Source organism: Parasphingomonas caseinilytica, from assembly GCF_036663755.1.
GTDB lineage: Bacteria > Pseudomonadota > Alphaproteobacteria > Sphingomonadales > Sphingomonadaceae > Sphingomonas.
In genome coordinates, this window is record NZ_JAXOJL010000001.1 from 1,236,229 (window position 1) to 1,259,401 (window position 23,173).

At 65.5% G+C, this 23,173-nt stretch carries 23 protein-coding genes; 7 read left to right on the forward strand and 16 right to left on the reverse strand.

The annotated features are described in order from the left end of the window. Positions 1-15: 15 nt before the first annotated feature. From sdhA to sdhC, 3 genes are read right to left on the reverse strand one after another with little or no spacing between them, the layout of a single operon-like run. Complete coding sequence (gene sdhA, locus U1738_RS05900; RefSeq protein ID WP_332788076.1) at positions 16-1,818, reverse strand: succinate dehydrogenase flavoprotein subunit; 1,803 nt, start codon at positions 1,816-1,818, stop codon at positions 16-18. Beyond that, positions 1,818-2,204 (reverse strand): succinate dehydrogenase, hydrophobic membrane anchor protein, encoded by a 387-nt coding sequence (gene sdhD, locus U1738_RS05905; RefSeq protein WP_332788077.1) that lies wholly within the window; start codon positions 2,202-2,204, stop codon positions 1,818-1,820. Before sdhD ends, sdhA begins: the two co-directional genes overlap by 1 nt. After that, positions 2,204-2,620: a succinate dehydrogenase, cytochrome b556 subunit gene (gene sdhC / locus U1738_RS05910; RefSeq protein ID WP_332788078.1), complete on the reverse strand. Its 417-nt coding sequence runs from the start codon at positions 2,618-2,620 to the stop codon at positions 2,204-2,206. Before sdhC ends, sdhD begins: the two co-directional genes overlap by 1 nt. A 199-nt stretch (positions 2,621-2,819) precedes the next feature. Between sdhC and U1738_RS05915 the strand changes: the two genes are divergently transcribed. The 3 genes from U1738_RS05915 to U1738_RS05925 all read left to right on the forward strand — a co-directional run bounded on the left by U1738_RS05915 (position 2,820) and on the right by U1738_RS05925 (position 6,417). Beyond that, positions 2,820-4,163, forward strand: a complete 1,344-nt coding sequence (locus U1738_RS05915) for a methyl-accepting chemotaxis protein (protein WP_332788229.1) — start codon at positions 2,820-2,822, stop codon at positions 4,161-4,163. 49 nt (positions 4,164-4,212) lie between these two features. After that, the gene (locus U1738_RS05920) at positions 4,213-5,586 is read left to right on the forward strand and encodes a methyl-accepting chemotaxis protein (RefSeq protein ID WP_332788079.1); all 1,374 of its coding nucleotides are present in this window, start codon (positions 4,213-4,215) and stop codon (positions 5,584-5,586) included. 132 nt (positions 5,587-5,718) lie between these two features. Further along, positions 5,719-6,417: an SDR family NAD(P)-dependent oxidoreductase gene (locus U1738_RS05925; RefSeq protein ID WP_332788080.1), complete on the forward strand. Its 699-nt coding sequence runs from the start codon at positions 5,719-5,721 to the stop codon at positions 6,415-6,417. Positions 6,418-6,431: 14 nt separating this feature from the next. On the opposite strand, the gene queE is transcribed toward U1738_RS05925, so the two are convergent. From queE to U1738_RS05960, 7 genes are all read right to left on the reverse strand, one after another. Further along, positions 6,432-7,064 (reverse strand): 7-carboxy-7-deazaguanine synthase, encoded by a 633-nt coding sequence (gene queE, locus U1738_RS05930; RefSeq protein ID WP_332788081.1) that lies wholly within the window; start codon positions 7,062-7,064, stop codon positions 6,432-6,434. Between the two features lies 1 nt (position 7,065). Then, the gene (gene queC, locus U1738_RS05935) at positions 7,066-7,752 is read right to left on the reverse strand and encodes a 7-cyano-7-deazaguanine synthase QueC (RefSeq protein ID WP_332788082.1); all 687 of its coding nucleotides are present in this window, start codon (positions 7,750-7,752) and stop codon (positions 7,066-7,068) included. A 200-nt stretch (positions 7,753-7,952) separates the two neighbouring features. After that, entirely contained in the window at positions 7,953-8,342 is a 390-nt protein-coding gene (locus U1738_RS05940) for a DUF3617 domain-containing protein (protein WP_332788083.1), read from the reverse strand. 60 nt (positions 8,343-8,402) lie between these two features. Beyond that, the gene (gene hslO / locus U1738_RS05945; protein ID WP_332788084.1) at positions 8,403-9,314 is read right to left on the reverse strand and encodes an Hsp33 family molecular chaperone HslO; all 912 of its coding nucleotides are present in this window, start codon (positions 9,312-9,314) and stop codon (positions 8,403-8,405) included. Between the two features lie 153 nt (positions 9,315-9,467). After that, positions 9,468-10,391 carry an ornithine carbamoyltransferase gene (gene argF, locus U1738_RS05950; protein ID WP_332788085.1) on the reverse strand — a complete coding sequence of 308 codons (924 nt, stop codon included), beginning with the start codon at positions 10,389-10,391 and terminating at the stop codon, positions 9,468-9,470. A 166-nt stretch (positions 10,392-10,557) separates the two neighbouring features. Next, on the reverse strand, positions 10,558-11,745 hold the full coding sequence (locus U1738_RS05955; RefSeq protein ID WP_332788086.1) for an aspartate aminotransferase family protein: 1,188 nt from the start codon (positions 11,743-11,745) through the stop codon (positions 10,558-10,560). A gap of 97 nt (positions 11,746-11,842) precedes the next feature. Then, complete coding sequence (locus U1738_RS05960; RefSeq protein ID WP_332788230.1) at positions 11,843-12,652, reverse strand: ABC transporter permease; 810 nt, start codon at positions 12,650-12,652, stop codon at positions 11,843-11,845. A 103-nt stretch (positions 12,653-12,755) separates the two neighbouring features. On the opposite strand from U1738_RS05960, the gene U1738_RS05965 reads away from it, so the two are divergent. Then, positions 12,756-13,478: a GcrA family cell cycle regulator gene (locus tag U1738_RS05965; protein ID WP_332788087.1), complete on the forward strand. Its 723-nt coding sequence runs from the start codon at positions 12,756-12,758 to the stop codon at positions 13,476-13,478. A 200-nt stretch (positions 13,479-13,678) separates the two neighbouring features. Here U1738_RS05965 and U1738_RS05970 read toward each other — a convergent pair whose 3' ends face one another. Then, on the reverse strand, positions 13,679-14,521 hold the full coding sequence (locus tag U1738_RS05970) for an outer membrane protein (RefSeq protein ID WP_332788088.1): 843 nt from the start codon (positions 14,519-14,521) through the stop codon (positions 13,679-13,681). Positions 14,522-14,687: 166 nt separating this feature from the next. Here U1738_RS05970 and parE point away from each other — a divergent pair, with 166 nt between their 5' ends. The 3 genes from parE to U1738_RS05985 all read left to right on the forward strand — a co-directional run bounded on the left by parE (position 14,688) and on the right by U1738_RS05985 (position 19,435). Beyond that, on the forward strand, positions 14,688-16,670 hold the full coding sequence (parE, locus tag U1738_RS05975) for a DNA topoisomerase IV subunit B (RefSeq protein WP_332788089.1): 1,983 nt from the start codon (positions 14,688-14,690) through the stop codon (positions 16,668-16,670). Positions 16,671-16,693: 23 nt separating this feature from the next. Beyond that, positions 16,694-17,839: a hypothetical protein gene (locus U1738_RS05980; protein ID WP_332788090.1), complete on the forward strand. Its 1,146-nt coding sequence runs from the start codon at positions 16,694-16,696 to the stop codon at positions 17,837-17,839. 279 nt (positions 17,840-18,118) lie between these two features. Then, complete coding sequence (locus U1738_RS05985; protein ID WP_332788091.1) at positions 18,119-19,435, forward strand: serine hydrolase; 1,317 nt, start codon at positions 18,119-18,121, stop codon at positions 19,433-19,435. Between the two features lie 129 nt (positions 19,436-19,564). On the opposite strand, the gene U1738_RS05990 is transcribed toward U1738_RS05985, so the two are convergent. The 5 genes from U1738_RS05990 to U1738_RS06010 all read right to left on the reverse strand — a co-directional run bounded on the left by U1738_RS05990 (position 19,565) and on the right by U1738_RS06010 (position 22,987). Beyond that, the gene (locus U1738_RS05990) at positions 19,565-19,825 is read right to left on the reverse strand and encodes a hypothetical protein (RefSeq protein ID WP_332788092.1); all 261 of its coding nucleotides are present in this window, start codon (positions 19,823-19,825) and stop codon (positions 19,565-19,567) included. Continuing rightward, complete coding sequence (locus U1738_RS05995; RefSeq protein WP_332788093.1) at positions 19,822-20,340, reverse strand: GNAT family N-acetyltransferase; 519 nt, start codon at positions 20,338-20,340, stop codon at positions 19,822-19,824. Before U1738_RS05995 ends, U1738_RS05990 begins: the two co-directional genes overlap by 4 nt. Further along, positions 20,337-21,128 (reverse strand): LysR family transcriptional regulator, encoded by a 792-nt coding sequence (locus tag U1738_RS06000; protein WP_332788094.1) that lies wholly within the window; start codon positions 21,126-21,128, stop codon positions 20,337-20,339. The genes U1738_RS05995 and U1738_RS06000 overlap by 4 nt, the downstream gene beginning before the upstream one ends. A 133-nt stretch (positions 21,129-21,261) precedes the next feature. Further along, entirely contained in the window at positions 21,262-21,660 is a 399-nt protein-coding gene (gene apaG / locus U1738_RS06005; protein WP_055777125.1) for a Co2+/Mg2+ efflux facilitator ApaG/CorD, read from the reverse strand. Between the two features lie 118 nt (positions 21,661-21,778). Next, positions 21,779-22,987, reverse strand: coding sequence for a trans-sulfuration enzyme family protein (locus U1738_RS06010; RefSeq protein ID WP_332788095.1), 1,209 nt, complete (start codon positions 22,985-22,987; stop codon positions 21,779-21,781). Positions 22,988-23,173 lie beyond the last annotated feature (186 nt).

Here is a 23,173-nt window from a genome sequence, read left to right on the forward strand (position 1 = left end):
GACCTTGCGCAGCGCTCAATACACCCGCTTCTTCGGCTTGATATAGTCCACCTCGTCGGTGAGCGTATATTCGTGGACCGGGCGGAAATCGAGCGTCGTGACGCCGCCCTTGCCGCCCCAGCCCTCGAACGTCGCGGTGGTGTGCTTCATCCAGTTCTTGTCGTCGCGCTCCGGGAAATCCTCATGCATGTGTGCGCCGCGCGATTCCTTGCGGTTGGCGGCACCCTTGATCGTCACGACGCCCTGGCCGATCAGATTGTCGAGTTCCATCGTCTCGACCAGATCGGTGTTCCAGATCAGCGAGCGATCCTGGATCCCGACATCCTCCATGCTCTTGTAGATCGAGTCCATCTTGGTGACGCCCTCGGCGAGCAGTGCGGTGTCGCGGAACACGGCGCAATGCTTCTGCATCGTCTTTTGCATCTCCGCGCGGATCTTCGCGGTCGAGGTGGCACCCTTGGCGTTGCGGAAGTGATCGAGACGTTCGAGCGCCAGATCGGCCGAATCCTTGGGCAGCGGATTATGCGGCGTGTTCGGCTTCAACGTATCCTTGAGACGCAGGCCGGTGGCGCGGCCGAAGACCACGAGATCGATCAGCGAATTCGAGCCCAGACGGTTTGCGCCGTGAACCGAGACGCAGGCCGCTTCGCCCACCGCGAACAGACCGGGCACCACGTTATCGGGATCGCCGTCTTTCAGATGGACGACCTCGCCGTGGAAGTTGGTCGGGATGCCGCCCATGTTATAATGCACCGTCGGCGTGACCGGCAGCGGCTGGCGCGTCAGATCGACGCCGGCGAAGATCTTGCCGGTTTCGGTGATGCCCGGCAGGCGCTCGTGCAGCACCTTCGGGTCGATATGGTCGAGGTGCAGATAGATGTAATCGCCATCCTTGCCCACGCCGCGGCCTTCGCGCATTTCCGCCGCCATCGAGCGGGCGACGACGTCGCGCGACGCCAGATCCTTGGCTGACGGCGCATAGCGTTCCATGAAACGCTCGCCTTCGGAATTGGTCAGGTAGCCGCCCTCGCCGCGTGCGCCTTCGGTGATCAACACGCCGGCACCGTAGATGCCGGTCGGGTGGAACTGCACGAACTCCATGTCCTGCAATGGCAGGCCCGCGCGGAGCACCATGCCGTTGCCATCACCGGTGCAGGTGTGGGCCGAGGTCGCGGACTGATAGACGCGTCCGCCGCCACCGGTCGCAAGCACGACCGCATGGCTGCGGAAGCGGTGGATCGAACCGTCTTCCATGCAGAGCGCGATCACGCCCCGGCACTTGCCGTTCTCCATGATGAGATCGAGCGCGAAATATTCGACGTAGAAATCGGCGTCGTACTTCAGGCTCTGTTGATACAGCGCATGGAGCATCGCGTGGCCGGTACGGTCGGCGGCGGCTGCCGTTCTTTGAACAGGAGGCCCTTCGCCCATATTCTGCATGTGGCCGCCGAACGGGCGCTGATAGATCGTGCCATTCTCGTTGCGGCTGAACGGCACGCCGGCATGTTCGAGTTCGTACACGGCGGCCGGGGCCTCGCGCACCATATATTCGATCGCGTCCTGGTCGCCCAGCCAGTCCGATCCCTTGACGGTATCGAACATGTGCCACGTCCAGTGATCGGGCGAATTGTTGCCCAGGCTCGCCGCGATGCCGCCCTGTGCCGCGACCGTATGGCTGCGCGTCGGGAACACCTTGGTGATGCAGGCGGTCTTCAGGCCGGCCTCGGCAATGCCCATCGTGGCGCGCAGGCCCGAACCGCCGGCACCGACGACCACGGCATCATAGACATGATCGATGATCTTGTAAGCTTCGGCCATTACTTCGGCATCCCGGTGAAGGCGACCCTGAGGATCGAGAAGATCGCGACGGCGGCGACGCCGGCGGTGAAGAAGTTGAGCAGGATCATCGCGATCACGCGATCCGCGCCATGCTGGTAATCCTCGATTACCACCTGCAGCCCGAGGCGGAAATGATAGCAGATGGATGCAACCAGCAGGATCAGCGGCACCGCGACCCAGGCCGACGAAAGCCACAACCGCACAGTTTCGAAATCATACGAGTTCAGCCGCGCCACCGCGATCATGAACCACAGCATCAGGAACAGGTTCGCCCCCGCCGTCAGGCGCTGGTGCCACCAATGATGCGCGCCTTCATTGGCGCTGCCGAGGCCGCGAACGCGGCCGAGTCGAGTGCCGGCGCCCATCAGTGCTTCCCCATCATCAGATATGCCCAGAACAGGATCGTCACGGTCGCCGAGGCCGACACCGTCACCCATGCCCCCAGGCGGTTATTCTTCAAATCGTAATTCGCGCCGGCATCGAGGAAGAAGTGGCGGATGCCCGTCGCCATATGCTGGAACAGCGACCAGGTGAGCCCGATGCCGAACAGGTATCCGATCGCGTTCAGGCCGCCGGCCGAATAGGTGAATACGTCGATGAAGGTCGCATACGCCTCCTTCCCCGCCGCCAGCGCCGCCAGCCACCACACAAGCAGACCAGCGCCGACCGTCGCCATGCCGCTGCCGGTGGCGCGGTGGACGATCGATACGACCATGTTGATCGGCCATTTCACATGCATCAGATGCGGTGAGATCGGGCGGCTGGGTGCTTTGGTGGCCAAGGGGCAAGTCCTCATGCGGGCAATCGCGCCGTATTAGTCGGCACACCGCGTGATGCAAGGGTTGCGGCGCACGAGACGCCCGCCGAATTTTTCTCCCCTAACCGCCCTTTAACCAAATCGGCCTAGCCATATGGCAAGCCGGCCCGCGTGGACGGCATGGTTGCGTTCGACATGGAGTATCCTCTTGGCCATCACCGCTATGCCCGTTCCCGGATCGATCGCGGCCACCATCGACATCAAGGCGCGGCTGCGCGCCTTCGATTTCGACAATTCGCTGGCCGAGGCCGCACGCAACGTGTGGAAGATCATCGAACCCGATGCGACCGACGTGGCCCGCGCCTTCTGGGACCAGTGGCGTCGCGCCAGCCCCGGCGCGCGCGATTGGCAGCCGCATGAAGAAACCAAGATGCTGGAACTCGGCGTCGTCTATCTGCGCAATCGCTTCTGCGACGTCACCGGCGTGGCCTGGGTCGAATCGATGGAGCGATCGGTCGCCTCGGGCTATCAGGCCGAAGTCTCGACCATGGCGTTGCTCTCGATGACCTGCGCCAGCGATCGCGCCGCGCTCGACATCCTGCTCAAGCGCTGCAAATTCGACGATCCGCATCTGCCCACCATGGTCGATACGCTGATGCGCCTCTCCGCGCTGGAAGGTGAGATCACGGTCGAGATCTACAATGCCTTCAGCCATTATACCGCAAGGCTGGAACGCGATGCGCTCGCCGGCGATTTCCGCGACGGCATCGCCCGCATGGTCGAGGATGCCACAGAGGAAAGCGCCGTGCTGCGCGGCCAATCGATGCGCACGTCCAGTTCCGCGCGCGGCATGCTCGGCAAGACGTCCGAAGTCGCCGCCGCCGCCGAACAATCCGCAGTCGCGATGCGTGAGGCGGCGCACACCGCCGCCGGCCTGATCCGCGCGATCGAGGATGCCCGCACCGAAGTCGAAGCCGCACGCGAGATCGCCACCCGCGCCTCGACCCAGGCCGGCGTCGCGGTCGGCATGTCCGAAGCCTTGTCGGATCATGCCAAGTCGATCGAATCGATCCTCGGGCTGATCCGCGATATCGCCGGACAGACCAACCTCCTCGCCCTGAACGCAACGATCGAAGCGGCGCGTGCCGGGGATGCCGGTCGCGGTTTCGCGGTCGTCGCGCAGGAGGTGAAGTCGCTCGCCAACCAGACCGCGCGCGCCACCGACGACATCGCCGCCAAGATCGCCGCGATCCAGTCCGCCACGCGCTCCACGGTCGAGACCAACGCCAGCATCAAATCGACCGTCGCCGAGGTCCAGGAAAGCGCCAACCGCATCCGCTTCGCGATGGAAGCCCAGGCGCAGACGGTCACCGCGATCACCGCCGCGGTCGACGAGACCGCGCTGGCGGCCGATTCGATGTCCAACACGATCGCCGCGATCCGGGAGGACACCGAAAGCGTCGCCTCCGAAATCGATCTCGTCGGTCAGGGGTTCGATTCGCTCGAAGGCCGGCTCGGCACGCTGAAGAACAGCGCCGGCGAATTCGTCACCAAGGTTGCCGCATAACCGTCCTGCAAAAGGACGGACGCGGCATCACAGGAGAGGATAGCCAAATATGGCGCGCGAACCACAAGCGACCAATCTCACCGGGTGGATCGGCACTGCCCGATCGGCGGCGCAGCGCGTCGCCGATTACGACTGGGATCAGTGCATCCGCCCGGGCAGCGCGGAGATTTCCGCGTTGATCGCCGGATCGGAAGCGCGGATTTCCGCCGCCTTCTGGAATTATTACATCGATCTGCCCACGACCCAGCATCTGCGCCCCTTTTTCGACGAGGCGCGCCTCAACAAGCGCATCGCCAAAAGTGCGCGCTACACCCATGCCAAATATGCCGATCCGTTTTCCGATGCGTGGATGATGATGGCGTTCGGCCATGCCAGCGAATCCTATCAGAACGGCGTGCCGCTGCCCGCTCTGCTGTCTTCGCTCAGCTTCGCGCACAGCCAGACGCTGCAGATCATCGCCGAGAAATTGGGTGATGACAGCGCACGTTTCCGCCGGCTTGCCGACGTGATCCAGCGCCTCGCGCTGGTCGAGGCCGATGCGATGACGACGCATCTCGGTCAATGCGACGCGGCCCGCACGCGCGAGGAACGCCGCGAACGCTCGGCCCGCTTCAGCGAAAATATCGCGCAATCGATCGAGGGCACCGCCGCGCTCGGCACCGACATCCGGACGCGCGCGCGCGACACATCCGCCGCGACGCGCGGCATGCTCGGCAAGACCTCGGACGTCGCCTCCGCTGCGGAACAATCGGCCGTCGCGATGCGCGAGGCGGCACAGACCTCGGCCGGGCTGATCCGCGCGATCGACGATGCCCGAAGCGAAGTCGACGCCGCACGCGAGATCGCCGATCGCGCCTCCAGCCAGGCCGGCGTGGCGGTCGGTATGTCCGAAGCCCTGAGCGATCACGCCAAATCGATCGAATCCATCCTCGGCCTGATCCGCGACATTGCCGGACAGACCAATCTGCTCGCGCTCAACGCCACGATCGAGGCCGCCCGCGCAGGCGACGCCGGACGTGGCTTCGCGGTGGTCGCGCAGGAGGTGAAGAGCCTCGCCAACCAGACCGCGCGCGCCACCGACGACATTGCCGGCAAGATCGCCGCGATCCAGTCCGCCACCCAGTCCGCGGTCGAAACCAACGCCAGCATCAAGGCGACGGTGGCGGACGTCCAGATTTCCGCCGATCGCATCCGCGCCGCGATGGAGGCCCAGGCGCAGACTGTTACCGCGATTACCGCCGCGGTCGACGAAACCGCGCTGGCGGCGGATTCGATGGCCAACACCATCGCCGCGATCCGCGAAGATACCGAAACCGTGGCGAGCGAGATCGACACGCTCGAACGCGACTTCGCCGAGGTCAACGATCGGCTCGGTTCGTTGAAGGGGGCGGCGGACAGCTTCTCGGAGAGCGCGGCGGCGTAGATCCCGTCGCCCCGGCGCAGGCCGGGGCCGCTGCGTAACTGGCAAGCCGATCGCTTGAAACACTGCGGCCCCGGCCTGCGCCGGGGCGACGATCTGTTGAACGCTTCTCGTGCTACGCCTAGACACAAGCCGATGACCAACATCCTCCTCACGGGCAGCAGCCGCGGCATCGGCGCGGCGATCGCCAGGGCGCTCGATCTGCCCAACGTCACTCTGGTCGGCCATGGCACGACCAGCGGCATCCCCGCCGATTTCTCCGATCCGGCCGCCCCCCAGGCCCTGTGGGGCGCCGCGCTCGACCGGCTGGGTGGCCGGATCGACGTGCTGATCAACAATGCCGGCGTATTCGAGGCGAACCCGGTCGATCGCCCGCATGACGAATGGGTCGCGGATTGGGAGCGCACGATGCGCATCAACCTCACCGCCAGCGCCGAACTCTGCCGCCTTGCAGTCGCGCATTTCCAGACACGCAGCGACGGTGGCCGCATCGTCAACATCGCCAGCCGCGCCGCCTATCGCGGCGATTCCCCCGCGCACTGGCATTACGCCGCCTCAAAGGCCGGGATGGTCGCGATGACCAAGAGCATCGCGCGCGGCTATGCAGCGCAGGGCATCCTGGCCTTCGCGATCTGCCCCGGCTTCACGATGACCGGCATGGCGGAGGATTATCTCGAAAGCCGCGGCGGCGACAAATTGCTCGCCGACATCCCGTTGGGCCGCGTCGCGCAGCCGGAAGAGGTCGCGGCTGCGGCGAAGTTCCTTGCGCTGGAGGCACCGCCCTCGATGACCGGCGGTGTGATCGATGTGAACGGGGCCAGCTACGTACGCTAATCCATCCCGCGAAGTTATCGCAAGCCGAGCAATTTGTGCGTCTGGATCGTCAGCCGCCATTTCGGGCGTTGCATCACCAGATCGATCGCCGCCGCATGATTGGCCGCCGCCTGCGGATCGTCCATCGGCTGGAGCAGGAAATGGGTGAAGTCCCAATCCTCCATCGCCGCAACGTCGCTGCCCGGCTGCGGCCAGACGAGCTTCAATTCGTCACCGGAACGCTGCACCACCACGCTGCCCGCTTTGGGGCTGATGCACACCCAGTCGATCCCGGGATGGACCGGCAGCGTGCCGTTGCTTTCGATCGCGATCTCGAAACCCCGCGCATGCAGCGCGTCGATGATGGCGTCGTCCACCTGTAGCATCGGTTCGCCGCCGGTCAGCACGACGAAGCGGTTCCACACGCCCGCGCCCCAAAAACCCGCCGCCGCATCGGCCAGCGCAGCGGCATCGGCGAACTTGCCGCCGCCCAGCCCATCGGTGCCGACGAAATCGGTGTCGCAGAACCGGCATACCGCGCTCGCCCGGTCCTGCTCGCGGCCCGACCACAGATTGCAGCCGGCAAACCGCACGAACACCGCGCGGCGGCCGGCATGAACCCCCTCGCCCTGCAGCGTGAGGAACATTTCCTTGACCGCGTAGCTCATCCTAGACCGCAGCGTAGCGCGTGGGATCGGGTAGGCCGGAATCCTCGAAACCCTTGGCGCGCAACCGGCAACTGTCGCACTTGCCGCAATGCAGGGATCCCGGTGCCGGATCGTAGCACGACCAACTGATCCCGGCGTCCAGCCCGAGCCGAGCCGCTTCGCGCACGATTTCGGCCTTGGTCATATCCTGCAACGGCGCGTGAATCTTGAACGGCTGGCCTTCGACGCCGGCCTTGGTCGCCACCTCCGCCAGCTTCTCGAACTCGGCGATGAATTCGGGGCGACAATCGGGATAGCCGGAATAATCCAGCGCGTTCACGCCGATATACAGGTCGCGCGCGCCCATCGCCTCGGCCCAGCCCAGCGCGAGGCTGAGGAAGATCGTGTTGCGCGCCGGCACGTACGTCACCGGAATTCCCGGCCCGACCCCGTCCTTGGGCACATCGATATCCGCTGTCAGAGCGGATCCGCCGAACGCCGACAGGTCGAGCGGCAGGACGATGTGCCGCTCCGCCCCCAGCATCACCGAGATGCGGCGCGCGGCGGCGAGTTCGACCTGATGGCGCTGGTTATAATCGATCGACAGCGCGAGCAGGCGGAACCCGTCCTCCTTGGCGCGCGCGGCGGAAACCATCGAATCCAGGCCGCCCGACACGAGGACGACCGCAAAGGGTGCTGGAGATGTCATGATGTGACGCGCGCTAGGCCGATGCCGCGCGCTTCGCAACCCCGTCGAACCGCAGACGGCGCCCACCAAAAAAAACGGGCCGCCCGTAAGGCGACCCAGGGATTGGCTTGTCCAAGCCGAATTCAGGGAGAATTCCATGCCCATGACGGCACCTGATCTTTCTACATCGGCGCGCATAAACAAGGCGTTAACGGAAGGGCTCAGTGGCACGATCCGGCGCGACGGCCTTCGTAATTCACGTCGAATGGCGCACCATCGGCAATGCCCTGCGTGCGCAGTTCGATCAGCCGTGCGCTTTCCACCGAGATGACCGTACGGCCATGGCCGGCGCTGGGGCAGGTATAATGCACCGTCACCGAATGCGGCAGATCCTCCACCACGAAGCGCGAGCATTGCGCGCCGGGATGCCGCAACTGGATCAGCGCGCGCGGATCGGGCACGCACAGCGACAGCTTCTCGCCGCTATCCACGTCGCGCAACTGCCACCGGCCCGGCTGGATCGCGTTCAGCGCGGCCAGCGACGGCCCCTGCGCGGGCGCCGCCGCCGCCAGCGCGAAGCCCAACCCCAACACTATCGTCCGTACCCGCATTCTGCCCGCCCCGACTTTCACCCATCATTTGGGGAGCCGGGGCCCGGCTGACAATAACGGTTACGAAACGACGTCCGCGATCGGGACTGGGAACTTGCTCGCGCAGAACTGGCAATCGACCACGATCATGCCGTTCTCGTCGGCCATCTCGCGCTGTTCCTCGGGCGGGAACTGGCCGAGCACCTGCGCGATATAGTCTGGCGAACAGCGGCAGCCGCGGGACATCGGCACGTCAGACAACAGGCGCACCTCGTCCTCCTCGTTGAACAGGCGCCAGACGAGCGTTTCCAGCGGCAGCGCCGGATCGGCCAGTTCGTCCGCGCCCATCGTGCCGCCGAGGATCGCGACATGCTCCCACTCGGGATGATCGAGCCGAACATGCAGGCGTTCGCGCCCGTCCTCTCCCTCCGGCAGATGCTGGAGGAACAGGCCACCGGCGACGTGGCGGCCATCCGGCTGACGGCGGATACCGAGCTTGATCAGCGTCGGGATCTGTTCCGACTGCATGAAATAGCTCTGCGCCGCATCGGCCAGCGTATCGCCGTCGAGCGGCACGATGCCCTGATAGCGCTCGCGCGTCGCCGCCTGATCGAACGTGATCGCGAGATAGCCGGTGCCGAACAGAGCGAACAGGCTGGGATCCTCCGGCCCGGCCGCCAGCCGATCGGCATCGAACTGCACATAGCCGCGCAGTTCGCCGCCCTTGTAATCGCACACCAGCAATTTGACGATGCCGCCATCGGTCTGCGCCTGCAGCGTCAACTGGCCGCCCGCATCCTTCAGCGTCGATCCGATCAACGCGGCAAGCGTCAGCGCCTCCGCCAACAACGCCTCGATCGGCGGGGGATAAGCATGCGCGGCAAGAATGATGTCGAGCGTCGGCCCGAGACGCACCACCCGCCCCCGCGCGTGGCGGGTGGGAATGGTGAAGCCGAGCGCGCGGTCGGTATCGTTGAGTTTTGGTTCGTCCATCAAAATTCCGTCATCCCAGCGAAGGCTGGGATCTCAAGCCGCACGGGTGCGCAGGGTGGAGAGAGATGCCAGCCTTCCGGTTCCCCACAAAGTATTACTTTGTGGGGTGCCCCTACGCTGACATGACGAAAATAGGGAGAGTCGTTCCCCCGATCAACCGATCTGCCCGAAGCACCAGCGCAGGATCGATTTCTGCGCGTGCAACCGGTTCTCCGCTTCCTGCCAGATCAAGGATTGCGGTCCATCGATCACCGCGTCGGTCACCTCCTCGCCGCGGTGCGCGGGCAGGCAGTGGAGGAACTTGGCGTCCGGCTTCGCCCCGGCCATCAGGACATCGTTGACCTGATAGGGCCACATCGCGGCCAGCTTGGTCTCGGCATGCGCCTGGCCCATCGAAATCCAGGTGTCGGTGACGACGACGTCCGCACCCTCGATCGCCTCCCGCGCCGTGCCGACGACGCTCGCCCGGCCCTGCCCGCGCGCCACGTCCGCGTCGGTCGGCATGAACCCCTGTGGGCACGCCGCGACCACGTCGAACTGCATCAGCCCGCCGGCTTCCATAATCGAGGCGAGCACGTTGTTGCCGTCGCCCAGCCACGCCACTTTCAGGCCGGGCAGCGCCTTGCCGCTTTCGATGATCGTCAGCAGATCAGCGACGATCTGGCTGGGGTGCGATGCGTCGGTCAGGCCGTTGATCACGGGGACGCTGGCATAATCGGCCATCTCGACGATCTTCGCGTGATCGTCGGTGCGGATCATAATCGCGTCGCAATAGCCCGACAGAACGCGCGCGGTATCCGCGATCGTCTCGCCACGCCCGAGCTGCGTGGTGCCTGCGTCGAGCACGATCGAGGAGCCGCCAAGCTGGCGCATCGCCATGTCGTAGGACACGCGGGTGCGGGTGGAATTCTTCTCGAACACCATGCCGAGGACATGGCCGGCGAGCGGCGCATCGGTATCGGCCTTGCCCTTGGGCCAGCCCTTGCGCAGCGCCTTGCGGTCGAGCGCATCGGCGATCATCGCGGCGATGCCGTCGCCCCCGGCGTCGGAGAGATCGAGGAAGTGGCGGTAGGTCATCGCGTCGCCCTTATTTCACACCGTTCGTCCTGAGTAGCGACTGAGCTTGTCGAAGGCGCGTATCGAAGGACAGGTTCGGGGCACGAACCATGCTTCGATACGGGTCTTCGCTACGCCTTCGGCTACTCAGCCCCTACTCAGCACGAACGGTTGATAGTCATTCCACCTAAGCCGGCTCGTACGTCCGCGCCGCCTCGCTCAGTTTCTCGACGAACTCGGCGATGTGGTCTTCCTCGATCACCAAAGGTGGCAGCACGCGCACGACGTTCTCGCCCGCCGCGACCGTCAGCAACCCGTGATGGTCGCGCGCATGCGCCACGAAATCCCGTGCGACCGCCGCATCCTTCAGCTTGATGCCGGTCATCAGCCCGCGTCCGCGCACGCTGTCGAACACGCCATCATGGTTCGGCATCATCTGTTCGAGCGCCGAGCGCAGCCGTTCGCCCATCGTCGCGACGCGGTCGAGGAAGCCGTCTTCCAGGATCACGTCGAGCACCGCCTCGCCCGCCGCCATCGCCAGCGGGTTGCCGCCGTAGGTGGAGCCATGCGTGCCGATCACCATGCCCTTGGCCGCTTCTTCCGTGGCGAGGCACGCACCCAGCGGGAAGCCGCCGCCGATGCCCTTGGCGACCGACATGATGTCCGGCGTGATGCCGGCATGTTCGTAGGCCCACATCTTGCCGGTGCGGCCGTATCCGCATTGCACCTCGTCCAGGATCAGCAGCAGGCCGTGTTCGTCGCACGCCTTGCGCAGGCCCTGGATGAACTCGTCCGTGCCGGCGGTCACGCCGCCCTCGCCCTGGATCGTCTCGACCAGGAAGCCGGCGGTGCCTTCATCGACCAAAGCAAGCGCAGCGGCGAGATCGTTGAACGGCGCGTATTTGAAACCGGACAATAGCGGCTCGAACCCGTCCCGCATCTTCGGCTGGTTGGTCGCGCTGATCGTGCCGATCGTGCGGCCGTGGAACGCGTTGTTGAAGGTGATCAGCGTGTGCCGCTGCGGATTGCCGTTGGCGAAATGATAGCGCCGCGCGGTCTTGATCGCGCATTCCACCGCCTCCGCGCCCGAATTGGTGAAGAACACCGTATCGGCGAAGCTGTTGTCGACGAGCCGCTGCGCGAATTTCTCGCCCTGCGGCGAGCCGTACAGGTTCGACACGTGCATCAGGGTCGCGGCCTGCTTGGCGATCGCCTCGACCAGCTTGGGGTGGCCATGGCCGAGCGCGTTCACCGCGATGCCGCTGGCGAAATCGAGATACTTTTCGCCCTGCTCGCCGAACAGATACACCCCCTCGCCTCGCACCGGGCGCACGCCGCAACGCGGGTACACGGGCATCAGGGGGGTGATCGGCACGGTGGGTCTCCCAAAAAGCAAAAGGGCGACCCATTCGGTCGCCCGGCCTGCTTTTTAGGAGGGAGGTGGCGTCAGCGCAACACCGCGCTGCGCCGCCTCAGTTCTTGATCTTCCAGCCCGAGCGCAGCAGCGCGTAGCAGCCGATCGCCAGCACCGCGTCGATTGCGAAGATCAACAGGCTGCCGATCCAGATCGGCGAATCGGCGACACCAAGGAAACCGTAACGGAAGCCCGAAATGATATAGAAAAACGGGTTGGCATGGCTGAACGCGCGGAAGCCGGGCGCGAGCTTGTCGACCGAATAGAAGGTGCCCGACAGCAGGCCGAGCGGCGTGACTACGAAATTAGTGACCGCGGCGGCATGATCGAACTTGTCCGCCCAGATCGACGTGATCACGCCGAGCAAGGCGAGGAACATCGTGCCGAGGAACCCGAACCACAGGACCGCCCAGAAATGCACCGGGATCAGGTGCACGCCGTAGAGCATCATCGCCGCCCACACGACGAAGCCGACGATGAACGCACGCGTCATCGCCCCGCCCAGCAGCGCGGTGAGCAATTCCATCGTCGATAGCGGCGGTTGCAGATAATCGACGATCGTGCCCTGGATCTTGCCGACCATCAGCGAGAAGCTGGCATTGGCGAAGGCCGGCCCCATCATGCCTTGCGAAATGATCAGGCCCGGCGCGATGAATTCGGCGAACGGAATCTCCACGCCGCCGATATGAACCGGCAGTTTCGCGCCGGTCGCGATGCTGAAAACGATCAGGAACAGCAATGTCGTGATCGCGGGCGCCCACACCGTTTGCAGGTGGACCTTGAAGAAACGCCGCACCTCCTTGATATAGAGCGTTCGAAGACCGCCCCAATTGACGTTCCGAATCACTGGCACGCCGGGGGCGTTCATCACTGCCGAAGGTATTTGACCGGTAGGGGGCTGGCTCATAGCTCACGCGCTAAAGCGTGGGCGGGCTGCCCGCAACCCGGCTTGGCTAATCGAGGACGAGAGAATGAGCTGGACCGACGAGCGTATCGATACGCTGCGCAAGATGTGGGAGGGCGGCAGCACCGCCAGCCAGATCGCCGAGGAACTGGGCGGCGTCAGCCGTAACGCCGTAATCGGCAAGGCGCATCGCCTGGGCCTGCAATCGCGCCCGTCGCCGGTGAAGCCGAACGAACCCGCCGCGCCCAAGGCCGAAAAGCCCGTGGCGGCCGCAGCTCCCGCCGCGCCGGTCGAGGCCAAGGCCCCGCCTGCGCCGAAGGCCGCGCCCGCGCCCAAGCCGGTCGAGCGCGTCGCCGCGCCTGTGCCCGCGCCGGAACCGGAAATCGACGACGAGGATGAGGACGAGATCGACGAGGCACCGGCCGTCGTCGCCGCGCCCGCCGCGCCACCCCCGCCGATCATGCGCTCGGTCGGCCCCGGCGGCTTCCTGCGTCAGGCACCCGGCGAACAGCAGGCCCCGATCACGCCAGCCCCGCCGCGTCGCCTCGTCCCCGCCAAACCGTCGGCGGAGATGGCCAACAAGACGAGCCTGCTCGATCTGAACGACAAGGTCTGCAAATGGCCGCTCGGTCACCCGGGCGAGCCGGACTTTCACTTCTGCGGCGACAAGGTGAATCCGGGCTTCCCGTATTGCGTCGCGCATTGCGGCCACGCCTATCAGGCGCAGCTGCCGCGCCGCGATCGCCGCCCGCCGCCGCCGCTGCCCTTCGGTGGTGCTCGCGTTCGCTGAGCGGGACACGGAACCGGTAAAATGAAAACCCCGCCGCGGCATCTGCCACGGCGGGGATTTTCTTATGCATGGCAGCGTGGGTCGTCCGGGTGACTAGATTGCTGTCCGAGCCATGGATCCCGGGGCCGCGCCGGTCGGGCTGCAAACTCCCGACCTGAAAATGCCCCGATCCATCAGGACCGGGACATTTCGCACATCTCTTAAAAGCGGAACGACGCCACGGCGCGCACGCTGTTCCAGCGGAAGTTCGGGTCACCGCGCTTGATGTCGGTGCCGGACGTGTTCGGTGCCAGCACGAACGGGTTGGTCGCCGGAGCGCTGCCCTGCGTCACGCGCACGACGTACTTGTCGTCCTTGACCTGATTGAACAGATATTCGAGGCCGATCGAGAAGTTGCGACCGAGCTTCTGCTCGATACCGCCGCCGACGGCGTAACCCCAGGCATCGTCCTTGCCACGTGCCGTGAAGGTGTTCGCGGTGTTCGACGTGCCGAACGCATGCTTCAGATTGGCATAGAGGCCGCCACCGGTTGCGTAGAACAACGTGTTGTTCGCGGCATAACCGGCGCGCAGGCGCACGCTGGCCAGATAATCGACCTTGCGCGTGAAGGTGTAGAAGGCCGGCGTGGTGCTGAAGGCGCTCTGAGCATCGCTGATATAGGTCTTGCCACCTTCGCCGACGGCACCGACAACGATGTTGCCGTACTGCTTGTCGAAACCGACGCGCGCGGTCCAGGAGATGTTGTCCTTGTCGTTGCGGCAGGCGACCGGCGCGGTCGACGTGGCCGCGCTGTTGCAGAAGCCGGGCGAGAAAGCGTTGGCACCGGTCGCGGTCGTCACGGTCTCACCGTACGTGCCGTCGAGGTTGCGATCGAACAGCACCGTGCGCTGGTCGCTCGCCTGGGCGTCGTAGCCCACCGAGCCGCCGATATAGAGGCCGTCGAACGGAGCGCGCTCCGGCGCGGCATCCTGGGCGAAGGCCGGGGCGGCCATGGTGAGCGCGGCGGTGCCGGCGGCGAGGGAAAGGAAAAATTGGCTGCGCATCGTGTTACTCCAAATGGTGCGTTGCAGCAGCAGGAACGATGCTCACGCCATAAAGCCGCATCGGTTCCGACATTTCCATGTCATGTGTCATAATCGTCACACCGACCCGTAACGATCGTCGTCCGACCGCTTGGCACCCGCCCCCTCACGCCCCTATAGCTGGGGCATGGCCGATGACCTGTTCGCTTCCAAGACCAATGCCACCACCGATTACGACGCATCCTCGATCGAAGTGCTGGAGGGGCTGGAGCCCGTCCGCCGCCGGCCAGGCATGTATATCGGCGGCACCGACGAGCGCGCGCTCCACCACCTTGCCGCCGAAGTGCTCGACAATGCGATGGACGAAGCGGTCGCGGGCCATGCGACGCGGATCGAGATGCACCTCGAACCGGGCAACCGGCTGACCATCGTCGATAACGGGCGCGGCATCCCGGTCGATCCGCATCCGAAATTCCCGGACAAGAGCGCGCTGGAGGTGATCCTGTCCACGCTGCATTCCGGCGGCAAGTTCGACGGCAAGGCCTATGCCACCAGCGGCGGGCTGCACGGCGTGGGCGTCAGCGTGGTCAATGCGCTGTCCTCCGACACGATCGTCGAGGTCGCGCGCAACAAGACGCTCTATCGCCAGCGTTTCTCGCGCGGGATCACGCAGGGGCCGCTGGAGGCACTCGGCCCCACCCCCAACCGGCGCGGCACTTCGGTCAGTTTCGTGCCGGACGTCGAGATCTTCGGCCCGGAACTGCATTTCAAACCGGCGCGGCTGTACAAACTGGCGCGCTCCAAGGCGTATCTGTTCGCCGGTGTCGAGATCCGTTGGAAATGTTCGCCGGAACTGATCACCGATGAAACACCGCCCGACGCGGTGTTCCAGTTCCCCGGCGGCCTCGCCGATCACCTCAAGGATCAGATCGCCGGCCGCGAATGCGCCACGGCCGATTTCTTCGCCGGATCGCAGGATTTCCCGGGCGAGAATCAGGGCCGCGCCGAATGGGCGGTCGCCTGGCCGCTATGGAGCGACGGTTCCTATAGCTGGTATTGCAACACCATCCCCACGCCCGACGGCGGCACGCACGAGGCGGGCCTGCGCGCCGCCCTCGTACGCGGCCTGCGCGGGTTCGGCGATCTGGTGGGGAACAAGAAGGCCAAGGACATCACGGCCGATGACGTGATGGTCGGCAGCGAATTGATGCTCAGCGTCTTCATCCGCGAACCGCAATTCCAGAGCCAGACCAAGGATCGCCTGACCAGCCCGGAGGCCGCCGCCTTGGTCGAAAAGGCGATGCGCGACCATTTCGACCATTGGCTCAGCCGCAACATGGAACGCGGCAAGGCCTTGCTCGGCTATATCCTCGAACGGATGGACGAACGCCTGCGCCGCAAGCAGGAACGCGAGGTCAAGCGCAAGACCGCCACCAGCGCACGCAAGCTGCGCCTGCCCGGCAAGCTCACCGATTGCTCGGCCAACGATCCCAAGGGCACCGAACTGTTCATCGTCGAGGGCGACAGCGCCGGCGGTAGCGCGAAACAGGCGCGCGATCGCAAGACGCAGGCGATCCTGCCTATTCGTGGCAAGATCCTCAACGTAGCCTCGGCGACGCTGCAGAAGATCGCCGCCAATTCGGAAATCGCCGATCTGATCCAGGCGCTCGGCTGCGGCACGCGCAAGGATTGCGTGGCGGAAAACCTGCGCTACGAACGCGTCGTCATCATGACCGACGCCGATGTCGACGGCGCGCATATCGCCACCCTGCTGATGACCTTCTTCTTTCAGGAGATGCCGGAACTGGTGCGGCGCGGGCACCTGTATCTCGCGCAACCGCCGCTCTATCGCCTCACCGCCGGCACGAAATCGCTCTATGCGATGGACGATGCCGACCGGACCAGAATCGAGAACGGCGCGTTCAAGGGCAAGAAGGTCGATGTCGCGCGCTTCAAGGGCCTCGGCGAGATGAACCCGATGCAATTGCGCGAAACGACGATGGACCCGAAGACGCGGAGCATGCTGCGCATCACCCTGCCGCAGGAATATGAGGAGCGCGCGGGCGTGAAGGATCTGGTCGATCGCTTGATGGGCAACAACCCCGCCCACCGCTTCGCCTTCATCCAGGAAAATGCCGCGAGGATCGACGAGGAGGCAATCGACGCATGAGAATGATGCTTCAACCGCTTGTCATGATGACGATCGTCACGCTTTCGGTACCCGCAGCCGCGCAGAACGCCGCGCCTTCCGCCGGCACGGCGGAGCGCGGTATCGTAGTAACCGGTATTCCGCTCGAAACCACCCGGGCGCGGCTTGCGGCCTGCCTGGCACGCGGATGCCCGCCGAAAGAAGATATCGATGCGACACTGGCGCTTGTCGAAAATGCCTTCGTGGCCGGCGAATACAAAATGGCGCGCACGGCCCTGCTTGAGTCGATCAGGCGTAACCGGCAACACGCCAAGGACTTGCCGGTGGACGTGTCCGACCTATTGCGCGCCAGTGGACGGGTTGCCGCACATCTCGGCGAGAAAACAAGCTATCTCGCCGCCACCCGTGACGCCGCGAGCATCCTGAAGGACAACCTGCCCGAAAACGATCCTCGCATCCTCGATGCACGGATCGAAGTCGGGGATAGCAGGGCACGGGTCGACGATATCGGCATGGCAGTGGAAATCTACCGCGACGTCGCGAAACAGGCCCGAAAACGCGATCTGCCGGTGACCGAGGGCTATGCCCGGTTGCGCGTCGCGGGTTTATATGCGGCAATGGCCAGCCAGAACACCGCGTACCGCCCGTTGGCGGAGCAGGAGTTGCAAGATCTGATCGAAGATCGCGATCCGCGCCTCAGCCGCTTCGTCATGGCCGCCCGTGTCTTGCAGGCGCGCATGGCGGTCAAGCGCGGCAACATGACCGCCGTGGACGAGCTGATCGCCAACGCCAAATTATCCGGCGGGAAAACCCCCCTGCTGTTATATGCGCCCGTTATCGAGGTCGATACGCATGCCCGGCTGGCCCGGGGCAATATGAACCGGGTGCAGATGGCCGATGTCGATGATCAATGGATCGATGTCGGCTTCTGGATTTCAGCGGACGGCAAGGTGAGCGATGTCGACATCTTGCGGCAGAGTCAGTCCGTTTCGGGTAGCTGGCCGAAGCTTGTGACCAATTCGATCGCAGGCCGCAAATATTCGGCTTTTTCGCCCATGTCGGGCCAAACGGGCATGCAACGCGTCGAACGGTACACGATGACCGCGTTCTGGACGACAGGTGGCACCAGCACGCATTTGCGCACACGCGATCCGGCGCCGAGACTGGAAATGCTCGATCTGACGCGCTGAGCCATTACCCGCGCATCCGCCGCGCATGATACGAGGTCCGGATCGCCAGCCGCAACGGCCGCGCGACGTAGCGCAGTTCGCGCGCGGCAACCTTTCGCGCTGGAACCCGAGCGAGACGAGCAGCGTGTTGGAAGCAGCTTGTCAGGGTCGGTATCGGCAAAGATCTTGCGCTGCCCCTCCCTTCCAGGGAGGGGAACACGTCCGCTCTCCCAAAGGACCGTTGTGTCCAGCAAGCCAGCCGCTTATCGCGACGCAACACCGCCAAGGATGCAGCACCCGATGCGCCACGCACTCGCCAGCCTAGCCGCCTTACTGATCGCCCTCCCCGCCACCGCCCAGCAACAGCCCCCTGCCGTGACGCCGGCCCCAATCCAGCCCGCCCCGGAACTGCAGCGCCGGATCGACGACCTCGTCCCCCTGCTCAACGGCCGCGGCGATTACGGCGCCACCTTCTCGCCCGCGTTCATCGGCGCGGTCCCCAAAACCGCGTTCGACGGCTTCGCGCACCAACTTGCGGCGACCGGCGGCATGGCGCTCCGCGTGGACAGCATCACTCCGGTCAATCCTTGGAGCGCCGCCATCGTCATCGCCTATGAACGCGGCCGCGCCAGCGCGCAGATCGCTGTCGACCCGCAGACCCAGCAGGTTACGGGGCTACGCATCACCGGCATGTCGACCGACGAAGCCTCGCTCGCCGAGGTGGATGCCCAATTGGCGAAACTGTCCGGCAAGACCGGCTTCGCGCTCGCGAAGCTGGGGAAAGACGCGCCCGAAATCCTCACCGCGCACGGTGCCGATGCGACCTTCGCGATCGGATCGGAATTCAAGCTGGTCATCCTCGCCGAACTGGTGCGCGGAATCGAGGCGGGCACGCGGCATTGGGACGATACCGTCACGCTCGACGGCAGCGCCCTGCCCGGCGGCGGGTACACCCACGCTCCGGCGGGCACGAAGGTATCGCTCCACGATCTCGCCGAACGGATGATCTCGGTCAGCGACAACAGCGCAGCGGATATCCTGCTCAAGGCATTGGGCCGCGAGCAGGTCGAGACGATGCTGCCGGTGGTCGGCATCCGCGACTTCCGGGGCATGACGCCGTTCCTGGGGGCGCTGGAGATGTTCAAGCTGAAGGGCAGCCCATTGGGCGCGCGCTGGGCGAGCCTCGACACGGCGGGCCGGCGCGCGTTTCTCGCCCGGGACGTCGCGTCCATGCCCAATGCCGCGATCGACACGGCGCTGTTCGCCGATGGCAAGCCGGTGCTGATCGACCAGATCGAATGGTTCGCTACCCCCGCCGATATGATCCGCGTGATGGACTGGCTCCGCCGCCACAGCGAAACCGGCCCGGCGGCGCGCGTCCGTGCGATCCTCGGCAAGAATTCAGGCGTCGGCGCGGAGGCCGCCGGACATTGGAAATATCTTGGCTACAAAGGTGGCTCCGAACCCGGCGTGATCGCGATGACCTTGCTCGCCCAGGCCAAAGACGGGACGTGGTTCGCCATGTCAGCCAGCTGGAACGACAACAAATCGGCGGTGGACGAGGCCCGCTTCACCGGCTTGATGGCCCGCGCCGTGGAACTCGCGGCAGGGGATTGAGGGCCGAATAGCTATCCGCCGCCCCTCCGTTCGTGCTGAGCCTGTCGAAGCACGTGCTCCAAACAACTCGTCCGCTCGGGACACGCCCTTCGACAGGCTCAGGACGAACGGAGGGGTAGTTTTGGCCCCTTATTCTCCGCGCATCCGCCGCGCGTGATACAAGGTCCGGAACGCCATCCCCGCGACCATGTTGAACGCGCCCAGCGCCAGTGCCGCGCCCGGAATCGCCACCGGCATCGCGGGCCACCACAGCAAACGCCCCACGACGAGCAACACGCCAAGCACTGCAAACGCCAGCCCCGCCAGCCGCAACGGCCGCGCGACGTAGCGCAGTTCGCGCTTGTAGGCGGCCAATTGCGCCGCATCCTTCAGATCGGGCGGAGGCATCATCGGCTGGTCCATTCGTCGGCAAGCAGGCCCCACGCCACGGTATCGCGCACGCCGATATGCGTTTCCCATTCCGCGCGCAGCAAACCTTCGCGCTGGAAACCGAGCGATGCGAGCAGTGCGTTAGAAGCTTCATTGTCGGGATCGGTATCGGCAAAGATCTTGCGCTGCCCCTCGTCGCGGATCAGCAGGTCGATCACACGCGAGACGCCCTCGCGCGCAAAACCCTGCCCCCAGGCCGAGCGGACCAGCATATAGCCGATCTCCGCCACGCCGGGCCGCCGCGCGCCCGCCCAGAGTGTGCCGATCACTTTATCGTCATCCTTGCGGATCATCACCCAGCCGCGCTGGTCGCCCCGCAACGCCAAATAGGCGCGGGTTTCGGCCATATCGGCGTGCGGACCGCTCGACCAGTATCGCATCAGCTCGGCATCGCGATACGCCTCATGCAGCGCCTCGGCATCCTCGATCCGCTGCGGTCGAATCCGCAGCCGTTCGGTCTCGAACGTGTCGCTCACCCCGTCAACGCTTCCACCAGCGCCTTGACCTTCTTCTGCCGCCATTGCGGCAACGGCGCGACCAGCCAGTATCCCTTGGCGGAAGGCTGCGCATCGCCCAGCACGACCACGCGGCCCGCCGCGATATCGCCGGCGGCGAGCAGTTCCGGCACCGTCGCGCGTCCCAGCCCCTCGGCGGCGGCATCCAGCGCAAGGCCGGCATCGCCGACGCGCACCAGCGACACCGCATCGTCGTTCAGGCAGCCCGGCCACGAGATCCGCGTATCCACCCCGCCGCCGGGCCGCGCGATCGTCACCATGCCCTCCGATTCCAGCGCCTCCCCCTCATGCGCGCCCGGCCCGTCGCCCCAGCGGATCGCGAGATCGAGATTGGCCTCGGTAAAATCGATATCCTCGTCGGCGGAGACCAGAGCGAAGCGCAGTTCGGCGTCGGCCCGCGCAATCGCGGCGAGGCGCGGCATCAGCCACTTCTCGGTCAGATCGCGCGGCGCGGCGATCGTCAGCGACTTCGACGTCTGGCCCGCCTGCATCGCGCGCACCGCTTCCTCGAACTCCAGGAACCCCTGACGCAACGGGCCGAGGCCCGCCTCGCCCTCCGGAGTCAGTTCGAGGCCCTTGGTGGTGCGGCGGAACAGGACGACGCCCAAAGTATCCTCCAGCGCGCGGATCTGCTGCCCGACGGCGGCGGGCGTCACGGCGAGTTCGTCGGCGGCGCGGGTGAACGACAGATGCCGCGCGGCGGCGTCCAGCACGCGCAGCCCGTTGAGCGGGAGGTGCGTGCGTTTCATCGCTCGGAGACTCCGGCCGCAACACCCGTCATCCCGGCGAAGGCCGGGATCTCAAGCGGCTCACGCGCGCCGGTTCCCACGAGATCCCAGCCTGCGCTGGGATGACGATGGTAGGTAGCGAGAAACAAGGCGCTCATGCCCCCACCGCCGGCGCGAGCAGCGCGAATTTCGGGATGTCCACGTCGAACGCGGCGCCGTCCTCACCCATCATGTGATAGCTGCCCTGCATATTGCCGCTGGGCGTCGCCAGCGGGCAGCCCGAGACGTAATCGAAGCTCGCGCCCGGCAGGATCAGCGGTTGTTCGCCGACCACGCCCTCGCCCTCGACCGAATGCCGCGCGCCGCGCCCGTCGGTGATGATCCAGTGCCGGGTGAGCAATTGCACCGCCTGATTGCCCTCATTCTCCAGCCGCACGTGATAGGCCCAGAACCAGCGCCCGCGCTGCGGCTCTGACTGTTCGGGCAGATAGCTGACCGACACCCGCACGACGATCCCCCGCGTCTCGGCGACGTTGGGGAACAGCGCTTTCACAGGCCCACCCGCCCAAACTGTTCTCCCGCGAAAGCGGGAGTCCAGGGCCGCGAGCGCAACGCTTCTTGGCTCTGGGCTCCCGCGTTCGCGGGAGAACGGAAAACGGCGAAAGCCGCGCTCACAACCCCACCGCCGTCAGCGCTTGGTCGAGATCGGCGATCACGTCGTCCGGATCCTCCAGCCCGACGTTCAGGCGCAACAGGTTCTCCGTCACGCCCATCTCGATCCTCTTGTCCTCCGCGACGCCGTAATGCGTGGTCGAGGACGGATGCGTCATCAGCGAACGCGAATCGCCGATGTTGTTCGAGATATCGACCAGTTCCAGCGCATCGAGCAGCCCGTGCGCCTGCTTGCGCCCGCCCGCGACCTCGAACGCGAAGATCGGGCCGCACGCGCTCATCTGGCTCATCGCCAGATTATGCTGCGGATGGCTCGGCAGGCCGGGGTGCAGGATACGCGGAACGCGTTTTTCCAGGAAGCGGCCGACCTTCAGCGAATTCTCGCTCTGCCGGTTGATGCGCAGATCAAGCGTCTCCAGCCCTTTCAGTACCACCCAGGCGTTGAACGCGCTCAATGTCGGCCCGGTGTTGCGCGTGAAGGGCAGCAGCACGTCGTTGATGAACGCGCTCGTCCCGCACACCGCCCCGGCCAGCACGCGGCCCTGCCCGTCCATCATCTTCGTCGCGCTATAGGCGGTCACGTCCGCGCCGAAATCCATCGGACGCTGCAAGGCGGGAGTGGCGAAGGCGTTGTCGACCACAGAGATGATGCCGTGCCGGCGCGCGATGTCGCACACCGCCTTGAGGTCCACGACGTCCATCGTCGGGTTTGCCGGCGTCTCGAAGAAGAACACCTTGGTGTTGGGCCGCACCGCATCCGCGAACGCCTGCGGGTCGCGCGCATCGACGATCGTCGTCTGGATGCCGAATTTGGGCAGCAACGTATCGGTCAGCCAGCGGCACGACCCGAACGCCGCACGCCCACCGACCAGATGGTCGCCCTGTTCGAGCTGGCACAGCAACACTGCGGTCATCGCCGCCATGCCGGTGGTCATCGTGCGGCACGCTTCCGCACCCTCGAGCAAGGCGATGCGCTCCTCGAGCATCTGCACGGTGGGGTTCTGCAACCTCGAATAGGTCATGCCGACCTGTTCGCCGGCAAAGCGCGCGGCGGCATCGGCGGCGCAATCGTACGCATAGCCGGAGGTCAGGAACAGCGCCTCGGACGTCTCGCCGAACTCGCTGCGCGCGGTGCCGCCGCGCACGGCCTGCGTGGCGGGGCGCCATTTGGCGGTGATGTCGCGGTTCTGTCCGGTACGGCGTTTCATGGGGCACGCTTTGCCGGGAGGGGTCGCCCTCCGTCAATGGCTATGCGCTTTCCTCGTGCTTCTTGTTCCCCGGCGAAGGCCGGGGTCCAGTCGCTAAGGTTGTGGTTACGAAGCGCAGCGTCTGCCAACTTGCACCTCCCGACTGGACCCCGGCCTTCGCCGGGGAACAGTGCGCCGGACGGGATG